Annotated in this window: 17 protein-coding genes; 3 read left to right on the forward strand and 14 right to left on the reverse strand. The window is 70.1% G+C overall.

Features of this window, described 5'->3' with window-relative positions; translation table 11 throughout:
- Positions 1–152 precede the first annotated feature (152 nt).
- On the forward strand, positions 153–1013 hold the full coding sequence (locus tag ABZ915_RS01055) for an NmrA/HSCARG family protein (RefSeq protein ID WP_361793706.1): 861 nt from the start codon (positions 153–155) through the stop codon (positions 1011–1013).
- Between the two features lie 65 nt (positions 1014–1078).
- Here the strand turns inward: ABZ915_RS01055 and ABZ915_RS01060 are convergent, their stop codons facing one another.
- Complete coding sequence (locus ABZ915_RS01060) at positions 1079–1651, reverse strand: hypothetical protein (protein ID WP_361793709.1); 573 nt, start codon at positions 1649–1651, stop codon at positions 1079–1081.
- Positions 1652–1803: 152 nt separating this feature from the next.
- Between ABZ915_RS01060 and ABZ915_RS01065 the strand changes: the two genes are divergently transcribed.
- Complete coding sequence (locus ABZ915_RS01065; protein ID WP_361793712.1) at positions 1804–2154, forward strand: hypothetical protein; 351 nt, start codon at positions 1804–1806, stop codon at positions 2152–2154.
- Positions 2155–2159: 5 nt separating this feature from the next.
- Here ABZ915_RS01065 and ABZ915_RS01070 read toward each other — a convergent pair whose 3' ends face one another.
- The 8 genes from ABZ915_RS01070 to betA form a co-directional block, all read right to left on the reverse strand.
- Complete coding sequence (locus ABZ915_RS01070) at positions 2160–3026, reverse strand: bifunctional methylenetetrahydrofolate dehydrogenase/methenyltetrahydrofolate cyclohydrolase (protein WP_361793715.1); 867 nt, start codon at positions 3024–3026, stop codon at positions 2160–2162.
- Between the two features lie 46 nt (positions 3027–3072).
- A complete protein-coding gene (locus ABZ915_RS01075) occupies positions 3073–5511 on the reverse strand; it encodes an FAD-dependent oxidoreductase (RefSeq protein WP_361793718.1) in 2439 nt (812 codons plus the stop codon).
- Between the two features lie 216 nt (positions 5512–5727).
- Positions 5728–6693 carry an ABC transporter substrate-binding protein gene (locus tag ABZ915_RS01080; protein WP_361793721.1) on the reverse strand — a complete coding sequence of 322 codons (966 nt, stop codon included), beginning with the start codon at positions 6691–6693 and terminating at the stop codon, positions 5728–5730.
- 14 nt (positions 6694–6707) lie between these two features.
- Positions 6708–8684, reverse strand: coding sequence for an ABC transporter permease subunit (locus tag ABZ915_RS01085; protein WP_361793724.1), 1977 nt, complete (start codon positions 8682–8684; stop codon positions 6708–6710).
- A complete protein-coding gene (locus ABZ915_RS01090; RefSeq protein WP_361793727.1) occupies positions 8684–9775 on the reverse strand; it encodes a glycine betaine/L-proline ABC transporter ATP-binding protein in 1092 nt (363 codons plus the stop codon). The genes ABZ915_RS01085 and ABZ915_RS01090 overlap by 1 nt, the downstream gene beginning before the upstream one ends.
- A gap of 19 nt (positions 9776–9794) precedes the next feature.
- Positions 9795–11264, reverse strand: a complete 1470-nt coding sequence (locus tag ABZ915_RS01095; RefSeq protein WP_361793730.1) for an aldehyde dehydrogenase family protein — start codon at positions 11262–11264, stop codon at positions 9795–9797.
- Positions 11265–11374: 110 nt separating this feature from the next.
- Positions 11375–12211: a 5,10-methylenetetrahydrofolate reductase gene (locus tag ABZ915_RS01100; RefSeq protein WP_361793733.1), complete on the reverse strand. Its 837-nt coding sequence runs from the start codon at positions 12209–12211 to the stop codon at positions 11375–11377.
- Between the two features lie 3 nt (positions 12212–12214).
- Positions 12215–13885: a choline dehydrogenase gene (gene betA, locus ABZ915_RS01105; RefSeq protein WP_361793736.1), complete on the reverse strand. Its 1671-nt coding sequence runs from the start codon at positions 13883–13885 to the stop codon at positions 12215–12217.
- A gap of 150 nt (positions 13886–14035) precedes the next feature.
- On the opposite strand from betA, the gene ABZ915_RS01110 reads away from it, so the two are divergent.
- On the forward strand, positions 14036–14833 hold the full coding sequence (locus ABZ915_RS01110; RefSeq protein WP_361793739.1) for an IclR family transcriptional regulator: 798 nt from the start codon (positions 14036–14038) through the stop codon (positions 14831–14833).
- Between the two features lie 72 nt (positions 14834–14905).
- On the opposite strand, the gene ABZ915_RS01115 is transcribed toward ABZ915_RS01110, so the two are convergent.
- The 5 genes from ABZ915_RS01115 to ABZ915_RS01135 all read right to left on the reverse strand — a co-directional run bounded on the left by ABZ915_RS01115 (position 14906) and on the right by ABZ915_RS01135 (position 19613).
- Complete coding sequence (locus ABZ915_RS01115) at positions 14906–16039, reverse strand: aromatic ring-hydroxylating dioxygenase subunit alpha (protein WP_361793742.1); 1134 nt, start codon at positions 16037–16039, stop codon at positions 14906–14908.
- Positions 16040–16110: 71 nt separating this feature from the next.
- A complete protein-coding gene (locus ABZ915_RS01120; protein WP_361793745.1) occupies positions 16111–17280 on the reverse strand; it encodes an FAD-dependent oxidoreductase in 1170 nt (389 codons plus the stop codon).
- A complete protein-coding gene (locus tag ABZ915_RS01125; protein WP_361793748.1) occupies positions 17277–17639 on the reverse strand; it encodes a bifunctional 3-phenylpropionate/cinnamic acid dioxygenase ferredoxin subunit in 363 nt (120 codons plus the stop codon). Before ABZ915_RS01125 ends, ABZ915_RS01120 begins: the two co-directional genes overlap by 4 nt.
- 256 nt (positions 17640–17895) lie before the next feature.
- A complete protein-coding gene (locus ABZ915_RS01130; protein ID WP_361793751.1) occupies positions 17896–18528 on the reverse strand; it encodes an MBL fold metallo-hydrolase in 633 nt (210 codons plus the stop codon).
- The gene (locus tag ABZ915_RS01135) at positions 18525–19613 is read right to left on the reverse strand and encodes an S-(hydroxymethyl)mycothiol dehydrogenase (protein ID WP_361793754.1); all 1089 of its coding nucleotides are present in this window, start codon (positions 19611–19613) and stop codon (positions 18525–18527) included. Before ABZ915_RS01135 ends, ABZ915_RS01130 begins: the two co-directional genes overlap by 4 nt.
- Between the last annotated feature and the right edge of the window lie 101 nt (positions 19614–19714).

Raw genomic sequence — 19714 nt, forward strand, 5'->3', positions numbered from 1 at the left:
ATTACACCCGGAGCACGCCCGGCCGCGGCATCGACATCACGGCCCGCGACGACGAACCCAGGATCACTGCGTGACGCAGCGACCTCCTGCTACTCTTCTGCGTAGCGCAGTAAATGCGTCACACATCGATGCCGTGATCCAAGGGAGAACCCATGCTCACCGTCGCCGTCACCGGAGCCACCGGAGCCCAGGGCTGGGCCACCGCCCGTGCCTTGCTGGCAGCCGGTCACCGGGTGCGCGCACTCACCCGCCGTCCCGACTCACCCGCCGCCGACGCCCTGCGTGACCTCGGTGCCGAGGTGCGCCGCGCCGACTTCGACGACCGCACATCCCTGAAGGCCGCACTGACCGGAGCGGACTCCCTCTTCGCGGTCACCACCCCGTTCGGCACCGACACCGCCACCGAAGTCCGGCAGGGCAGGACCCTCGTCGACACCGCGGCGGATGTCCGCCTGGAGCACATTGTGTTCACCTCCGCCGCCCACGCCGACCGGGGCACCGGCGTCCCGCACTACGAGAGCAAGCACGTGATCGAGCAGCACCTGCGTGCGGCCGGGGTGCCCTGGACGGTGATCGCCCCGGCGGCGTTCATGGACAACTACACCGGCGGCTGGACCCTCGACGGGCTGCGCGAAGGCACCTTCGACTGGCCCATGCCCGGCGACCGGCCGCTGGCCCTCATCCCCGTCTCCGACATCGGCGCGTTCGCCGCGCTGGCCCTCCAGCGCCGTGCCGAGTTCACCGGCCGCCGCATCGACATCGCCTCCGACGCGCGCACCCCCGGTCAGATGGCGGAGATCCTCGCGGCCGCCACGGGTCGCCCGGTCACCCACCGAGAGGTGCCGCTGACTTACGTCCGGACCCGATCGGCGGACCTGGCGGCCATGTTCGAGTACTTCACAACCGCCGGCCTCGACGTCGATGTCACCGGGCTGCGACGTGACTACCCCGAAGTCGGCTGGCACAGCTTCACCGACTGGGCCGTCGCCCAGGACTGGGCCGGCCTCCTTTGAACGCCACGCGCCGCCGGTCGTACGGCGCGTGGCTCAGCTCAACCGACGTGGGCCGTCAGGCCGCCTCACCAGGAATGGGCGACGTCCACCACGAGCTTGTCGGACAGCTGGGTCACCTTGAACGGCAGGCGGGCGCGCACGCCCAGACCGACCTGGCTCTGGCCCTCGAAGCTGGCGCCGAACTTGGCGTCCCGGAAGGTCTTGTAGCCCGTCAGGTCCACACCGGGGAGCGGCTGCTTGCCCTTGCCCGGGTAGGTCGTCGTGTGGTGCTCCGTGTCGTACGAGGACGCGGAGACGCGGATCTCCAGGATCGCGCCGCCGGACACCGGGATCGGGTCCCCGCTGCCGTCCTGGTAGAAGGCGTCGACGTACTGGACGGTGTAGCCGAGCCGGCTGGTGCTGCCGGCGGGGATGTCGAAGACGATGCGGTCGTAGCAGTCGTGACTGCCTGTCCTGATGTTCGTCAGGAGCGCGGGTGCGTCGTTCGTCGCCGACTTCGGCTGGCTGCCCCAGCCGGTCGCACAGGCGGCGGCCGTGCCGGCGCCCGCGTCGGCGAACGCGGTGGGAGCCGATACGGCCAGGGACAGGCCCACCATCGCGGTCGCGGCGAGTAACGCTCCGCGCGATGCCTTGCGCATGTTTCCTCCAAGCGGGACTTGGCGATCAGTTTGCCGCCCCTTCAGACCCCGGCGACAGGGAGATGGTTGTCCGGGATCGGCTCCCTTCCGACACTCCCCGACCACCTCGAGGGCATGGTCACGGTCGACCGGCGAACCGGTAGGTTGGCCTCATGTCCTCAGTGCTTGTTGTCGGTTACGACCCGCTGGCGATACCCGGCGTCGACGGTGCGGCCCTTCGTACGGCTCTCGACACGGAGTTGGCCCGGTTCGGTGAACACGGTATCGACGCGGCCATGACGCTGCTCGTGCTCGACGAATCGGCCGAGTCCACGCTCATCGCGTCATTGACCGAGCGCCCGTGGGACGTGATCGTCATCGGCGGCGGGATCCGTAAGACGGAGCAGTTGCTCCCCCTGTTCGAGCAGATCGTGAACCTCGTCCGCCGCCATGCGCCGCAGGCCGCCATCGCGTTCAACACCAGCGGCGGGGACAGCGTCGAAGCGGCACAGCGTTGGCTCTGAGTCCGTCAGTTCCCCGCGAGCAGCACGTTCCTCTCGGCGGCCTCCACGACGTTGGCGAGCAGCATCGCCCGGGTCATGGGCCCCACTCCCCCGGGCATCGGCGCGAGCCATCCGGCTACCTGGGCGGCCTCCGGGTGGACGTCGCCCGCAAGGCCGCGTTCGGTGCGGGTGATGCCGACGTCCAGGACGGCGGCGCCGGGGCGCAGCATGTCCTTGGTGATCAGTCCAGGTGAGCCGGCGGCCGCGACGACGATGTCCGCCTCGCGCACGTGCCACGCCAGGCCCTTGGTTCCGGTGTGGCACAGGGTGACGGTGGCGTTCTCGGAGCGGCGGGTGAGCAGGAGCCCGATCGGCCGTCCTACGGTGATGCCCCGGCCGATCACGCACACGCGCGCTCCGGCGAGCGGGACCTCGTACCGGCGGAGCAGTTCGACGATGCCGCGCGGGGTGCAGGGCAGCGGGGCGTCGACGCCGAGGACGAGCCGGCCGAGGTTGACGGGGTGCAGGCCGTCGGCGTCCTTGGCCGGGTCCATGCGCTCGAGGACGGCGTTCGCGTCCAGGTGGCGTGGGAGCGGGAGCTGGACGATGTAGCCGGTGCAGGCCGGGTCGGCGTTGAGTTCGTCGATGACCTCCTCGACCTGCCGCTGGGTCGCGTCGGCGGGCAGCTCGCGGCGGAGCGAGGCGATGCCCACCTGCGCGCAGTCGCGGTGCTTTCCGGCGACGTAGGCGCGACTGCCGGGGTCGTCGCCGACCAGGACGGTGCCGAGGCCCGGCGGCCGGCTGGTCGTGGCGGTCAGTTTGGCTACGCGTTCGGCGAGTTCACCACGGATGCCGGCGGCGGTCGCCCTGCCGTCGAGGATGCGTGCGGTCACCGGCTGTACTCCTTCTGCACGGTTGGCCACGACCCCTTCCGCAGGGCTAGCCACGGAGGCGGGACATGGTCGGGTCGAACAGGGGCTCCTCGGCGACGACTGCCTCGACGCGCCGGTCGAAGTAGCCGATGTGCACGGTGGTGCCGGGGGTGGCCAGTTCCGAGGGCAGCCAGGCGTAGGCGACGCCCTTGCCGATCGTGTGGCCGTAGGCGGCGCTGGTGACGTAGCCGACGGCGCGGTCGCCGTCGTAGACCGGCTCCTTGCCCATGACGACGGCCTGCGGGTCGTCGATGGTGAGGCAGCTCAGCCTGCGCCGTACGTCGGCCCTGCGCCGCTCCAGCGCCTCCTTGCCGATGAAGTCGCCCTTGTCGGGCTTGACGGCGAAAGCGACTCCGGCCTCGTAGGGATCGTGCTCGTAGGTCATGTCGGTCCCGAAGGAGCGGTAGCCCTTCTCCAGGCGGAGGCTGTTGAAGGCGCCGCGGCCGGCGATGATGCCGCCGAGCGGCTCGGCCGCCGCCCAGAGGGTGTCCCACAGCTTCTGGCCCAGGTCGGCGGTGGTGTACAGCTCCCAGCCGAGCTCGCCGACGTACGACAGGCGCATCGCGGTGACCGGGACGCTGCCGATGTGGGCGCGCTTGGCGCGGAAGTACTTCAGGCCGTCGCCCGAGAAGTCCTCGTCGGTGAGGGGCTGGAGAACCTCGCGGGCGAGCGGGCCCCACAGGCCGATGCAGCAGGTGCCGGCGGTGATGTCGCGGACCTGGACCGTGCCGTCGGCGGGGAGGTGGCGGCTGAACCAGTCGAGGTCCAGGTTGCCGTTGGCGCCGACCTGGAAGAGGTCGCGGGCCGGCCGGGCGACGGTGATGTCGCTGCGGATGCCGCCGTCGTGGTCCAGGAGCAGGGTGTACGTCACCGAGCCGACGGACTTGGCGACCTTGCCGGTGCACAGCCGCTCCAGGAAGGCGCCGGCGCCCGGGCCGCTCACTTCCAGGCGCTTGAGGGCTGTCATGTCGTACATCGCGACGGTCTCGCGGGTGACCTGGGCCTCGGCGCCGACGACGGGCGACCAGTAGCGCGCGGCCCAGTCGTTGGGGGTGGGGATGTCACGGCCTTCGACCAGTCCCGCGTTGGCCTCGTACCACTGGGGGCGCTCCCAGCCGTTCGCCTCCAGGAAGAACGCGCCGTGTTCCTGCTGGCGGCGGTAGAAGGGGCTGGTGCGGATCGGGCGCGGCTTCCCGGAAGGCTGGAGGGGGTGGAGGATGTCGTAGACCTCGGCGAAGTTCTGGCAGTCGCGGGCCAGGACGTACTCCGGGGAGAGCTGGTGCGGCTCGAAGCGGTTGACGTCGCACTCGTGCAGGTCGAACGAGGAGCAGTGGCCGTCGACCAGCCACTCGGCCATGGCCCGCCCGACTCCCGCGGAATGGGTGACCCAGACGGCCTCGGCGACCCAGAAGCCCTTGACGTCCGGTGACTCGCCGAGCAGGGGATAGCCGTCGGTGGTGAAGGAGAACAGGCCGTTGATACCCTCCTCGATCTTCGCCTCCCTGGTGGCGGGAAGCAGGGACCGGGTCTCGGTCCAGGCGTCCTCGAAGTCCTCCTCGGTGAACTTCAGGACGGAGGGCATCTCCTCGGCCTCGTCGAAGGAGAGGATGTCGTCGGCGGAGATCGGCATCGGGCGGTGCCCGTAGTAGCCGATGCCGAGGCCGTCGAAGCGCTCGCGGTAGTAGAGGTCGGCGTCCTGGTGGCGCAGGATCGGGCGGACGGCCTCCTCCGTCTGGCCGGCGAGCACCGGTACCGGGCCGGTCCAGGCCAGTTGGTGGGCGAGCGGGGTGAGCGGGAGGTTCATCCCGGCCATGCGGGCGATCCTCGGGCCCCAGATGCCGGCGCAGCACACGACGATGTCGGCGGGGATCTCGCCCTGGTCGGTACGGACGCCGGTGATCCTGCCCTCGCTCTGGAGCACGTCGAGCACCTCGTGCCGGGCCAGGAAGGTCACGCCGCGCTCGGTGGCCCGGCGGATCTGCGCCTCGACGGCGAGCACGGCCTTGGCCAGGCCGTCGGTGGGGACGAGGAGACCGCCGAGGACCTTCTCGCGGTCGACCAGCGGGTGCCGCTCGACGCACTCGTCGGGAGTGAGCAGCCGTGCCTCGATGCCCCAGGCGGTGATCCAGCCGTGGCGCCGGTGCAGCTCGGCCAGGCGCTCGGGGCTGGTCGCCACTTCGAGGCCGCCGACCTGGAGGAAGCAGGGCTTGCCGTCGACGTCGAGGGAGCAGAGCTTCTCGACGGTGTAGCGGGCCAGCTCCGTCATCGTCTTCGAGGGGTTCGTCTGGAAGACCAGGCCCGGGGCGTGCGAGCTCGAACCCCCGGTGGCCGGGAGGGGGCCCTGGTCGACCACGGTCACTTCGGTCCAGCCGCGTGCGGAGATCTCGTCCGCGAGGGCCGCTCCCACGACGCCCGCTCCGATGATGACCACTCGGGGTCCCGCCATCGCCCAACCTCCGAACTCGAAACCGGTTCAGTTGCTGTCTGCGCAACTTGGTTCAGGTTGCGCAACTCAATGTGCCTGCCGCCGAGGAGGGGTGTCAAGGGGTCCGTGACGTCGGAAAACGGCGGGAAACACCGCCCGGACACGGCAATGCCCGGCGGGCGGTGCGCACCTGTGCGCACCGCCCGCCGGGCAGGTTCGGCCGGACTTGATCCAGGGCTACTTGATCCAGGCGTCGACCTTGTCGCGGTTGGCGTCGACCCACTTCTTGGCCGCCGCCTCGTCCGACATCTTGTCCACCGCGATGTACTTGGCCACGGTGTTCTGGTCGTCGTTCGTCCAGTTGAACTTCTTCACCAGGTCGTACGCCGGACTGCCCGACTTGGCGAACTTCGCGCTGACGATCTTGTCCAGGTTGTAGACCGGGTAGTCGCAGGCGACCTTGGCGGCGTCGGTGTCGCAGCCCGTCGTGTACTTGGGCAGGTTCACCTTCACCAGCGGCACCTCGGAGAGGAACCACTGCGGCTCGTAGAAGTAGCCGATCATCCACTGCTTCTTCTTCTCGGCCGTGCGGAAGGACTGGATGAGCGCGGTCTCACTGCCCGCGTACACCACCTTGAAGTTCAGCTTCAGGTTCTTCACCAGCGCCGCGTCGTTCGTGACGTACGACGGGTCGCCGTCCAGCAGCTGGCCCTTGCCGCCCGACTCGGAGGTCTTGAACTGGTCGGCGTACTTGTCGAGGTTCTTCCAGTCGGTGATGTCCGGGTGCGCCTTCGCCAGCCACGGCGGCACGAACCAGCCGATGATGCCCTTGTTGCCGGTCTGACCGGCCTCCACGGCGGTCTTCTGCTGGGTGATGTACTTCTTCTTGAGGTCGTCGTGGCCCCAGTTCTCCAGGACGGTGTCGACCTCGCCGGTGCCGAAGCCCTGCCAGGCGATCTCTTCCTTCAGGTCCTTCTTGTTGACCGTGCAGTGGAGGTCGTTCTGCGCCACGTACGCGACGACCGCCGCGTCCGCCTCGTAGCCCACCCAGGGGTTGACGGCCAGGTTGAACGTGCCGCACTTGCCCGAGCTCCCCGAGCCGCCCGCGGAGGAACTGTCGCCGACCTTCGCCCCGCCGCAGGCGGTGAGGGTGAGGCCGAGGACGGCCACGCCCGCCGCGCCGATCCGCCAGTGTCTTGCCATCGTGTCGCGCTCCTTTATGCCCTGGTGCGTCGCGCCGCAGCCTGAGTGATCCGGTCGAACATGACTCCGAGCAGTACGATGGCGAGTCCTGCCGCCAGCCCCTTGCCGTACAGCTCTCCCTGAGAGAAGCCGGCCACGACGTCGTAGCCGAGGGCGCCGGCACCCACCAGGCCGCCCACAACAACCATCGACAGCACGTAGATCAGACCCTGGTTGGTCGCGAGCGTCAGGGCGCTGCGTGCCATCGGCAGCTGGACCTTGGTGATGATCTGCCAGGTGTTGCACCCGGCTGAGGTGGCCGCCTCCACGGTGGTCTCGGGCACGTTCCGCACCCCGTCCGCGATGATCTTGATCGCGACGGGCGCCCCGTACACCACGGCGGCGACGATGGCGGTGAAGCGGGTGGCGCCGAAGAGCGCCAGGAACGGCACGAGGTAGACGAACGGCGGCATGACCTGCGCGGCGTCCAGGGTGGGCCGGATCAGCCGGTCCACCAGCGCGCTGCGGCCCATCCACACGCCGAAGACGACACCGAGCAGCATCACCAGCGCCGTCGCCACCACGGTCGAGGCCAGGGTCGTCATCGCGTCCGACCACACCCCCGTACCGACGAGCAGCCCGACGCACACGCCGGCGATCACGGCGGCACGCCAGCCGCCGAGCGCCGCGCCGAGCCCGGCCAGGACCGCGCCGACCAGCCACCACGGGGAGTCGGTGAGCACTGTCTGGAACGGGTTGAGCAGGCCGTAGCTGATCGCGTTCCTGAAGGCGTTGGTCAGGCCCGACAGATGGTCCTGCAACCAGGTGGTCGCGGTGTCGGCGGCGCTCGCGATGTGGCTGCCCACCGTGCCCTGGCCGGGGAACTCGGCCGCCCAGACGTAGGTGTGCGACAGGTACACCAGGACCGCCGCGGCGACCCCGCCCGCGATCAGCAGCGGTCGCCGCCAGGCGGTGAAGCGGTGGCCCGCACGCCGGGCCGCCTCCTCCCGCACGCTCGCGGCCGTGGTGACCCGGTCCAGCACGATGGCCATGACGACGATCGCGAGACCGGCGTTGAAGGCCGTGCCGACGTCGAGCGACTGGAGCGCCTGCACGACGGTCTTGCCGAGACCGGGCGCGTCGATCAGGGCGGCGATGGTCACCATGGCCAGGGCGGCCATGATGGTCTGGTTGACGCCCATGACCACGGTCCGCTTCGACATCGGCAGCAGCACCTTCAGCAGTTGCTGCGACCTCGTCGTGCCCATCGAGTCCGCCGCCTCGACGGTGGTCGCGGGCACGGAACGGATGGCGTGCGCGGTGATTCGGATCGCCGGCGGCGCCGCGTAGATCACCGTGGTGATGACCGCGGAGGCCCCTCCGATGAGGAAGATCAGCGTCAGCGGGGCGAGGTAGACGAAGGTCGGCATCGTCTGCATGAAGTCCAGGAACGGCGTCATGATCCGGTTGAACCGGTCGGACAGACCGGCCCACACGCCGAGGGGGATGCCGATGAGCAGGGCCACGATGACCGCCGACAGGGTCAGCGCCAGCGTGTCCATGCTCTCCTGCCACAGGCCCTGGAGCCCGAAGAAGGTGAAGCCCGCCACGGCCAGCAGAGCCACCCGCCAGTTGCCCACGGCCCACGACACGTAGCCGGTGAGCCCGACGACGCCGAGCCAGCCGATCTGCGGGACCGGGCGGCCGTCGGCGGGCTGCGAGATCAAGGACTGGACGAAGGTCACCAGGTTGTCGATGACCAGTCGGATCTCGTTGAAGCCGTACACGAAGACCGGGTTGGAGTTGCGGTTGGCGCCGATCGAGTCGTTGACGTCGTTCAGCCAGCGGTGCAGGTCGGTCAGGTCGGCGGCCGCGAGGGTCAGGGTCTGCCGGCCGCGCAGCACGGCGAACAGCACCAGCCAGCCGACCAGGATCGCCGCGACCACCATGGGCCTGCTGATCCTTTTTCGCAGGGGCGCGACCGCCGTGGTCGCGTCGGCTACCGCGGCCATCACGCACCGCCGTCCTGACCGGCGACCACGGAGAGGATCTCCTCGTCGCCGACGATGCCGAGCAGTTTGCCGTTCTCGACGACCTTGGCCGGCTTCTCGGCGGCGAGCACCGCCCGGGTGGCCTCGCGCACCACGACGTCCGGGCCGAACTCGGGGCCGTCGAGGGCGTCGTCGGGCTGCGCGGGGCGCATGATCCACCGCAGGGTGAGTACGTCACCGCGGGGCACGTCCTTGACGAAGTCCCGTACGTAGTCGTCGGCGGGGGCGCCGACCAGTTCGTCGCCGGTGCCGCACTGGACCATCTTGCCGTCGCGCATGATCAGGATGCGGTCGCCCAGCTTCAGCGCCTCGGAGAGGTCGTGGGTGATGAACACCATGGTCTTGCCGACCTCGTGGTGCAGGCGGATGACCTCGCTCTGCATGTCGCGTCGGATCAGCGGGTCGAGCGCGGAGAACGGCTCGTCGAAGAAGAGGATGTCGGGGTCGCCGGCGAGGGCGCGGGCGAGACCGACGCGCTGCTGCATACCGCCGGAGAGCTGGTCGGGGTAGGAGTTCTCGTACCCGGCCAGGCCCACCAGCTCGACGACCTCCAGCGCGCGCTTGGTGCGTTCGGCCTTGCTCATGCCGCGGATCTCCAGGCCGAACGCCACGTTGTCGACGACCCTGCGGTGCGGGAGCAGACCGAAGTGCTGGAAGACCATGGAGAATTTGCTGCGCCGCATCTCGCGCAGTCGTCTGGGGTCGGCGCCGCGGATGTCCTCGCCCTCGAAGACGATCTCCCCGGCGGTGGGTTCGATCAGCCGGGTCAGACAGCGCACCAGGGTCGACTTGCCGGAGCCGGACAGGCCCATGACGACGAAGACCTCGCCGGGAGACACCTCGAAGTTCACGTCCCGTACGGCAGCGGTGCATCCGGTGCGGTCCATGAGCTCGCGGCGGGTGAGCCCGCACAGCTCCTCGGAGCCCGGCACCTCGCCGGCCTTCGGCCCGAACACCTTCCACAGCCGGCGCACGGAGATGACCGGGGTGCGGTCCTGGGGGTCCTGGGACGTGTCGCGCCGCTGCGACACCTCGGTCTGTGCTGGGGTCATCGTGACCTCTTTTCGGCGTTCAGCCGCGGAACCAGCGCTGCGGCCGGGGTTGGATGTTCTGCCAGACATGCTTGGGCTCCCGGTACTCGTCAAGGCCGGTCGGCCCCAGCTCACGGCCCACGCCCGAGCGCCCGAAACCGCCCCATTCCGCTTGCGGCACATAGGGGTGGTAGTCGTTGATCCACACGGTGCCGTGGCGCAGCCGGCGCGCCACCCGCTGGGCCTTGCCCGCGTCCTGCGTCCAGACGGCTCCGGCGAGTCCGTACTCCGTGTCGTTGGCGATGCGGACGGCATCGTCCTCGTCATGGAAGCGCTCGACCGTGAGCACGGGGCCGAAGGACTCCTCGTGCACCACGCGCATGTCCTGCCGGCACTCGTCCAGGACGGTGGGCAGGTAGTAGAAGCCGCGTTCCAGCGCGGGGTCGTCGGGGCGCGCGCCGCCGCAGCGCAGTACGGCGCCCTCCGCGAGGCCGGCCGCGACGTACGCCTCGACCTTCTCCCGGTGCTGTGCGGAGACCAGCGCACCGGTCTCGGCCTCGTGGTCGAAGGGGCCGCCGAGGCGGATCAGCCGGGCGCGGCGGACGAGTTCGTCGACGAAGGCGTCGTGGAGTGAGTCCTCCACGACCAGCCGGGCACCGGCCGAGCAGACCTGCCCGGAGTGCAGGAAGACGGCGGTGAGCGCGAAGTCGACGGCGGTCTCGAAGTCGGCGTCGGCGAAGACGACGTTCGGGTTCTTGCCGCCGAGTTCCAGCGCGACCTTCTTCACCGTCGCGGCGGCGGTGGCCATGATGCGCCGTCCGGTCTCCAGGCCTCCCGTGAACGACACCATGTCGACGGCCGGGTGCTCGGACAGCGGCGCGCCCGCCTCGGCTCCGGCGCCCAGCACGAGATTGGCGGCGCCGGCCGGCAGCCCCGCCTCCTCCAGGGCCTTCATCAGCAGGATCGAGGTGGAGGGCGTGAGCTCGCTGGGCTTCAGAACGACGGTGTTGCCCGCGAGCAGTGCCGGGGCGACCTTCCAAGAGGCCTGCAACAGCGGGTAGTTCCAGGGGGTGATCAGTCCGCAGACGCCCACGGGCTCGTAGCTGACCCGGCTGAGCGCGTCGTCGCGGCCGGTGTCGATCACCCGGCCTGCGCTGGTGCCGGCGATGCCGCCGTAGTAACGGAAGCAGGAGACGACGTCCGCGATGTCGTACTCGCTCTCCACCAGGCGCTTGCCGGTGTCGAGGGACTCGGCGCGGGCGAACTCCTTGGCGTCGCGTTCCAGGATGTCGGCGGTGCGCAGCAGCAGTGCGCCGCGCTCGCGCTCGGGGGTGCGCGGCCAGGGGCCGTCGTCGAAGGCGCGCCGGGCCGCGGCGATGGCCGCCTCGGTGTCGGGGCGGGTCGCCTCGGAGACCGTCGCCACCAGCGTGCCGTCCGCCGGACAGCGGATCTCCCGGTGGCCGCCGGCCACCGCTGGGCGCCACTGTCCGTCCACGTACAGATCTGCCACGGCCGCGCCCTTCGAAGCGAATTCGTTGCGCATTATGCACTGCATTGCTTGTGGTGGAACACACTTGCGGAATGGGCCGACGCACGTCAAGGGGTCGGTGGATTGCGATTTCAGCCGCCCAGCCGGTCCAGCAGGGCACGGCGCCAACGCTCCGTCTCGGCAACCTGGTTGAAGGTGAAGAGGTGCAGGCCGGCCACACCCGCCGACGGCCCGGTGAGCGCGTCCGCGCCGCGCACGAGCAGCCGCTCCGGGTCGTATCCACCGGGCGCCGCGAACCGCAGGAACCAGGAGGCGTGCCTGGTGAGGAAGCGCGTCGACTCCCCCACGCCGATCTTCGTGGCCATGGACAGCAGCTTCGCCCGTTGCACGGGCCCGGCGACGCCCACGTACACGGGCAGGGTCACGTCACGGCGCCGGATCCGCGCGATCCAGTCCCCGAGCACGCGCGGGTCGAAGCACAGGTTGCTCACGATGTACGTGGCGTGCGCGTGCTTGTCCCACATCGCCTGGACGGTGACGTCGTCGTGGATGAGCGGATGGCTCTCCGGATAGCCGGTGATCCCCATGTCCGCGAAGGGCCGGCCCAGTTCGCCGAGTCTGCGCAGGACCGGCAGCGCCGCGTCGTACGGCCCGGCCGGCGGGTCGGCGTCGCCCGCCGGTACGAAGAGGTCGTCGACGCCCGCCGCCCGGAGCCGGTCGGCGACTTCCTTGAGGTGTGTGTCGTCCCGCAGCAGCCGTGCGGGCACATGCGGGACGACACGGTAACCGTGCGCCGCGAGCCGCTCGGTGAGACCGAGTGTCGGCTCCAGGCCCTTGACGGGGGACGCCGTGACCGTGACCACGACGTCGCGGGGCACATGGGCGAGGACCTTCTCCTCGGTCGCCCTTGCCGGCAGCACCTCGTAGCGGACCCGGGCGAGCAGCGCCCGCAGGGCCTCGGCCCCCATGGTCTACCCGGCCTGCTTCTGGGCGTCGCGGTGACGGTAGTACGCGGCCTCGGAGGGCGGCAGCGGTTCCTTGCCGAGGATGAGGTCCGCCGCCTTCTCGGCGATCATCATCACCGGCGCGTAGATGTTGCCGTTGGTGACGTACGGCATCACCGACGCGTCCACCACGCGCAGCCCGTCCAGCCCGTGCACCCGCATGCTGAGCGGGTCGACGACGGACATCTCGTCGGTGCCCATCTTGCAGGTGCAGGACGGATGCAGGGCGGTCTCGCCGTCCTTGGCGACCCAGGCGAGGATCTCCTCGTCCGTCTCCACGGACGGGCCGGGCGAGACCTCCCCGTCGTTGTAGGCGGCGAGCGCGGGCTGGCTCAGGAGCCCCCGGGCCACCCGGATCGCCTCGACCCACTCGCGGCGGTCCTGTTCGGTGGAGAGGTAGTTGAAGCGCAGCGCCGGGTGTTCGTCCGGATCCTTGCTCTTGATCTTCACCGAGCCGATGGCGTCGGAGTACATGGGCCCGACGTGGACCTGGTAGCCGTGGCCGCCGGCGGGCACGGAGCCGTCGTAGCGGACCGCGATGGGCAGGAAGTGGAACATCAGGTTGGGGTAGTCCACGTCCTCGTTGCTGCGGCAGAACCCGCCGGCCTCGAAGTGGTTGGTGGCGGCCGGCCCCTTGCGGAAGAGCCACTGAAGGCCGATGAAGGGGGCCCGCCACTTCGCCAGGTACGGCTGCATGGAGACGGGCTGCTTGCAGGCGTACTGGATGTACACCTCCAGGTGGTCCTGCATGTTCTCGCCGACGCCCGGCAGGTCGTGGACGACGTCGATGCCGAGGGCGCGCAGCTCCTTCGCGTTGCCGACACCGGAGAGCTGAAGCAGCTGCGGGGAGTTGATCGCGCCGCCGCACAGGACGACCTCCTTGGCCCGGACCTGCTTCAGGGCGCCCTTGCCGCGCCGGAACTCGACGCCGACGGCCTTCTTGCCCTCGAAGAGGACGCGGGTGACGAGGGCGCGGGTGCGCACGGTGAGGTTGGGCCGCTTCCTGACGGGCTTGAGGTACGCCTTCGACGCCGACAGGCGCCGACCGCGGTGGACATTGCGGTCGAACTTGGCGAAACCTTCCTGCCGGTAGCCGTTCACATCGTCCGTGGGCTCGTGGCCCGCTTGCCGGGTGGCCTCGAGGAAGGCGGTGAAGAGCGGGTTGGTGGCCGGCCCGCGCTCCAGGACGAGGGGGCCGTCGTGGCCGCGGAACTCGTCGTCCGGGTCGGCCGCCAGACAGTTCTCCATCCGGCGGAAGTACGGCAGGCAGTGGGCGTAGTCCCAGCTCTCCATGCCGGGGTCGGCGGCCCAGCGCTCGTAGTCCATGGGGTTGCCGCGCTGGAAGATCATGCCGTTGATGCTGCTGGAGCCGCCGAGCACCTTGCCGCGGGCGTGGTAGACGCGGCGGCCGCCCATGTGGGGCTCCGGCTCGGACTCGTACTTCCAGTCGTAGAAACGGCTGCCGATGGGGTAGGTCAGCGCGGCGGGCATGTGGATGAACACGTCCCAGGGATAGTCGGGACGGCCCGCCTCGAGCACGAGCACCCGGTTCGCGGGGTCGGCCGAGAGTCGGTTCGCCAGTGCGCTGCCGGCCGATCCACCGCCGACGATGACGAAGTCGTAGTGCTGGGGAGCCATGGTGCCTCGTCTCGCTCGCGCCATCGATACGCGGGCATGCTAGTACGGGTATCGCTATACGCACTAGGTTGCGAACAACGCAACTTGTAAGGCCTTGATTGCGGTCTGGTTACTTGCAAGGGCGTTGTTTACTGCGCGTATAGTTCCGCTATGAGCAACTACAGTCCGGAGACCGAAAGCAACGGGTCGCAGACCGGCGGAGTGCAGTCCGTCGACCGGGCCATCAGCGTCCTCGAGATCCTGGCCCAGCGCGGTGAAGCGGGCGTGAGCGAGGTGGCCGCGGAGATCGACGTGCACAAGTCGACCGCGTTCCGGCTGCTCGGCGCCCTGGAAGCGCGCGGTCTCGTCGAGCAGTCGGGCGAGCGGGGCAAGTACCGGCTCGGCTTCGGCATCGTCCGCCTGGCGGGCGCCGTCACGGGACGCATCGACATCACCCAGCAGGGTCGTCCGGTGTGCGAGCGCCTGGCCGAGGAACTCGGCGAGACGGTCAACATCGCCGTGATGCAGGAGCACTATGCGATCAACCTCTACCAGGTGCGCGGCCCCGGCGCCATCACCGCGCACAACTGGGTCGGCCAGCTGACGCCCTTGCACGCCACCTCCAGCGGCAAGATCATCCTCGCTCACCTGCCCGCCAAGGAACGCGCCGCGCTACTGACCGAGGCCGGCCTGAAGAAGATGACCCCCCGCACGATCTCCTCGAAGGCGAAGCTGGAGAAGAACCTCACCGAGGCCCGCGAGCGCGGTTACGCCTGGACGCTGGAGGAGCTGGAGATCGGGCTGCACGCCATGGCCGCGCCGATCCGTGACCGGGACGGGCAGGTCATCGCGTCGATCAGCGCCTCCGGGCCCTCCTACCGGTTCACCGAGGAGCGCATGCACGCGCTGGCTCCGGTGCTGGTCAACGGCGCGGAGGAGATCAGCCATCGCATGGGGTACCTGGGCTGAGCACGCACAGCACGACCGCCGTACGGCCCGCGCACATCCTCCGCGCGGGCCACGGGCACACCCGCCGCCGCGTCACTCCGGCCGGCGCGTACCGAGACGCTCGTGCACCCAGTCGTGGAAGGCGCCGATGTGGTGCTCACTGGGGACGAGCACGCCGCCCTTGGCGTACAGCCGTGAGCTCATCCCCGGCTGGGTGCGCTCGCAGGCGTCGAAGTCCTGGCGGTTGACCCGGTCGAAGAGCTCCACGGACCGGCTGACGTCCTTGCCGCCGCCCACGACGTGCGGGAGGTAGAGCCAGTCGCACTCGACGATCGTGCGGTCGACGGCGACCGGGTACATCCGGTGGAAGATCACGTGGTCGGGCACCAGGTTGATGAAGACCTGCGGCCTGACGGTGATCGCGTAGTACCGGCGGTCCTGCTCCGTCGACACCCCCGGGATACGGTCCAGCCCCTCGGAGCCGTCGACCGTGAAACCCTGGACCTCCGTACCGAACTCGGCGCCGTGGCCCACGTAGTACTGGGCGGCGTACCCGTCCGCGAACTCCGGCAGCACTTCGGTGAGTTCGGGATGGATCGTGGCGCAGTGGTAGCACTCCATGAAGTTCTCGATGATGAGCTTCCAGTTGGCCCTGACGTCGTAGACGATCCGCCTGCCCACCGCGAGACTGTCGATGTCGTAGCGCTCGATGGACTCCACGTCACCGAGGCGGGCGACCACCTCGCCGATGACGTCCTCCTCGAAGGAGGGCGGGTCCTCCGCCAGGCACACCCAGACGTAGCCGAGCCATTCCCGGACGGCCACGCTCACCAGGCCGTACTCGGTGCGGCCGACGTCGGGCATCTTGGTGAGGTTGGGTGCCGCGACCAGTTTGCCCTCGAGGTCGTAGGTCCAGGCGTGGTAGGGGCACTGGAAGGCGCGCTTGACCTCGCCCGCCTCGTCGGTGCAGAGCTTGGCTCCGCGGTGCCGGCAGACGTTGAAGTAGGCGCGGATCGAGTGGTCCCGGGCCCGGGTGACGAGGATGCTCTCGCGGCCCACGTCGACGGTGCGGAAGGCGCCGGGCTTCGGCAGGTCCGAGGCGCGTGCGACGCAGAACCACATCGTCTCGAAGATGCGCTCCTGCTCCTGGGCGAAGATTCCGGGGTCCGTGTAGGCGGAGCCCGGAAGGGTGGCGATCAGGCTGTCCGGCAGGCTTGTCGAGGTCAACGCGGCACTCCTGTTCGAGGCGACGCTGCGTGTCATGCGCGACGCAGCGGGGGATGTGGCAAGCGCCGGTGTCAGGACGCGGCGGCGGTGGTGGCGAACTGCTTGCGCCAACGGGTGAAGAGCCGGGGCTGGTTCATCCCGAGTGCGGCGACCGGCCGGCCGGCCCGCCGGTAGACGGCCAGGAAACTGCGGTCGTCGGTCGAGCCTTCCTCGACCGTCACGCTGTCGGCCCCGGCGGCGTGCCCGACGAACTGGATCTTCACGCCGTACTGGTCGGACCAGAAGTACGGCGGCCGGGGGACGCCCGGTTCCGTCGCACCGTACGCGAGGAGCGCGGCGACGGCGGCGTCCGGCCGTTCCAGCGCGCCGGTCCAGTGCTCGATCCTGCGGTGGATCCCGGTGCGCGGGTCGTACCAGTTGGCGCAGTCGCCCACGGCGACCACCCCGGCCACACTCGTGCGGCCGTCGGCACCGCACTTCACGCCGTTGTCGAGCGCGACGCCGGACCCCTGGAGCCACTCGACGCAGGGACGCGCGCCGACCCCGACGACGACGGTGTCGGCGGGAACAGTGCGACCGTCCTCCAGCAGTACGGCGTCCACCCGGCGCTCCCCGCCGAGCCCCTTGACGCCCACCCCGCACAGCAGCCGTACTCCGTGGTCCAGGTGGAGGGCGGAGACGATCCCGCCCATGGCCTCACCGAGCGGTCCGGCCAGCGGGGTCGGCGCCGCCTCGATCACGGTCACGTCGAGGCCGAGGGCGTACGCCGTGGAGGCGACCTCGGCGCCGACGAACCCGCCGCCGATCACCACCAGCCGTCCGCCCCGGGCCAGTTCGTCCCGCAGGGCGCGGGCGTCGTCGAGGGTGCGCAGCGCGTGGACCCCGGCGAGACCGTCGGTGCCGGGCAGGGTACGGGCGGCCGCTCCGGTCGCGATGACCACGCCGTCGGCGCGTATCTCCCGGCCGTCGGCGAGCCGGACGGTCCGCTCGGCGCGGTCGAGTCCGGTGGCACGGACGCCGAGCACCCACTCCGCCTGGAGTTCCTCGTCGTCCCGCTCCAGCGCCAGATCCGCCTCGCCGATGGCGCCGGCCAGGAACTCCTTGGACAACGGCGGCCTGTCGTACGGGCGGTGGGGCTCGTCGCCGATGACGACCAGCCGGCCGTCGTACCCCCGCTGCCGCAGCGAGCGCGCGGCCGACAGACCGGCCAGCGAGGCGCCCACCACGGCCACTGTCCTCACGCGGGGCCTCCGGCCAGGCGGGCGGCGATGCACGGCGGCAGGTTGGGCGCGTCGGTGGACAGCCGGACGTAGACCGTACCGTCCTCGACGACGACCTCGTGGGTGCGGACCGGGAGCTTGGCCGGCGGCGCGTCCACGGCCCCCGTCCTCAGGTCGAACTTGGAGGCGTGCAAGGGGCATTCCACCTCGCAGCCCTCCAGCCAGCCGTCGGCGAGCGAGGCGTCCTGGTGGGTGCAGGTGTCGTCGATGGCGAAGAGCTCGCCGTCGTCGGTGTGGAACACCGACACGGGCGGATCGATGTCGAGCCGGTGGGCCTCGCCTCGCGGCAGATCCGCGAGACGGCACGCGGGAATCATCATGACACCTCGGTGCGTATAGCGAAACGGATTGCGGTTAGCGCAACGCCAGTCTGCGGGCCGCTCTGAAGCGTTGTCAAGGCATTCGGAAGCCGGGTTGCGCGGTGCCCGACGACCGTTTTCCGGGCATGCCGAAGCGACCACGAAAGCGCAGGTGAAGGGGCGGTATGGGCGCGTCGCCGGGTGCGACGACGGCCCTGCCGCCGGCGACGTTCACGGGGTCCGTCACCGGGGCAGGGCCGCTTCTCGGCCGGGGCGGTCAGAAACCGCGGTCGATCCACTCCTGGAGGTGCGGCGCCTCGGCGCCGACGGTGGTGGTCTCCCCGTGGCCGGTGTGCACGACGGTGTCGTCCGGAAGGCCGAGGAGACGCTCCCTGATCGAATCGATGATGGTGGGGAAGTCGCTGTACGACCTTCCCGTCGCCCCCGGCCCGCCGGCGAACAACGTGTCGCCGCTGAACAGGGCGGACAGGCGCGGGGCGTGCAGACAGACGGCCCCGGGGGCATGGCCGGGGGTGTGCAGCACGGTCAGTTCGGTGCCGGCGACCGGGATGGTCTGCCCGTCGGTCAGTTCACCGTCGGGCATCCGGCCGGGATGGGTCTGCTTCCACAGCGGCAGATCGTCGGCGTGCAGCAGGATCGGGGCGCCGGTCCGGGCGGCGAGCTCGGGTGCGGCGTCGATGTGGTCGTTGTGCGCGTGGGTGCACACGATCGCCCGCAGGCTGCGCCCGCCGAGGGCCCGTTCGATCGCGTCGGCGTCGTGAGCGGCGTCGATGACGACCACCTCGTCGTCGTCGCCGATGATCCATACGTTGTTCTCGACCTCCCACGTGCCGCCGTCCAGCGAGAACGTCCCCGACGTGACGAGGTGGTCGATGCGGGCGCCGGTCATGGGAAGACCACCACCGAGCGCAGGACGTCGCCGTGGTGCATGCGCTCGAAGGCCTTCTCCACGTCGTCGAGCGCGATGGTCTCGGTGACGAAGGCGTCCAGGTCGAGGCGGCCCTGGAGGTAGAGGTCGATGAGCATCGGGAAGTCCCGGGAGGGCAGGCAGTCGCCGTACCAGGACGACTTCAGCGTGCCGCCCCGGCCGAAGACGTCGAGCAGCGGCAGCTCCAGCTTCATCTCCGGCGTCGGCACGCCGACCAGGACGACGGTGCCGGCCAGGTCACGGGCGTAGAAGGCCTGCCGGTACGTCTCCGGACGGCCCACCGCATCGATCACGACATCGGCGCCGAAGCCTCCGGTGAGCTCGCGCACCGCGTCGACGGCGTCCGTCTCCTTGGAGTTGACCGTGTGGGTCGCGCCGAGCCTGCTCGCCGTGGCCAGCTTGCGGTCGTCGACGTCCACCGCGATGATCTTGGCCGCACCCGCCAGGTTCGACCCGACGATCGCCGCGTTCCCCACGCCACCGCAGCCGATCACGGCGACGGTGTCACCGCGCCCCACGTTGCCGGTGTTGATGGCCGCGCCGATGCCCGCCATCACCCCGCAGCCCAGCAGCCCGGCGGCGGCCGCCGACGCCGCCCGGTCCACCTTGGTGCACTGACCGGCCGCCACCAGTGTCTTCTCGGCGAAGGCGCCGATCCCCAGGGCCGGCGACAGTTCCGTGCCGTCGGTCAGGGTCATCCTCTGCTTCGCGTTGTGGGTGTTGAAGCAGTACCAGGGCCGGCCGCGCAGACACGCCCGGCACTGGCCGCACACGGCGCGCCAGTTGAGGATCACGAAGTCGCCGGGTGCCACGTCCGTGACGCCCTCACCCACCGACTCGACCACGCCCGCCGCCTCGTGCCCCAGCAGAAAGGGGAAGTCCTCACTGATGCCTCCCTCGCGATAGTGCAGATCGGTGTGGCAGACGCCGCAGGCCTCGATCTTGACCACGGCCTCACCCGGGCCGGGGTCGGGCACGACGATCGTCTCCAGACCGACAGGGGCACCCTTGCTTCGCGCGACGACAGCACGGACCTGCTGAGCCATGGCCACTCCTTGGCTGACAGAGGATGGAGATGAATGCCGTGTTGCCTATTACGGCACTCATCTCATGTTTCGCAACACAGCATCGCGGAGGCCGAAGCAGC

Origin of the sequence: Streptomyces sp. NPDC046915 (assembly GCF_040644935.1) — a bacterium.
In the GTDB taxonomy this organism is placed as follows: Bacteria; Actinomycetota; Actinomycetes; order Streptomycetales; family Streptomycetaceae; genus Streptomyces.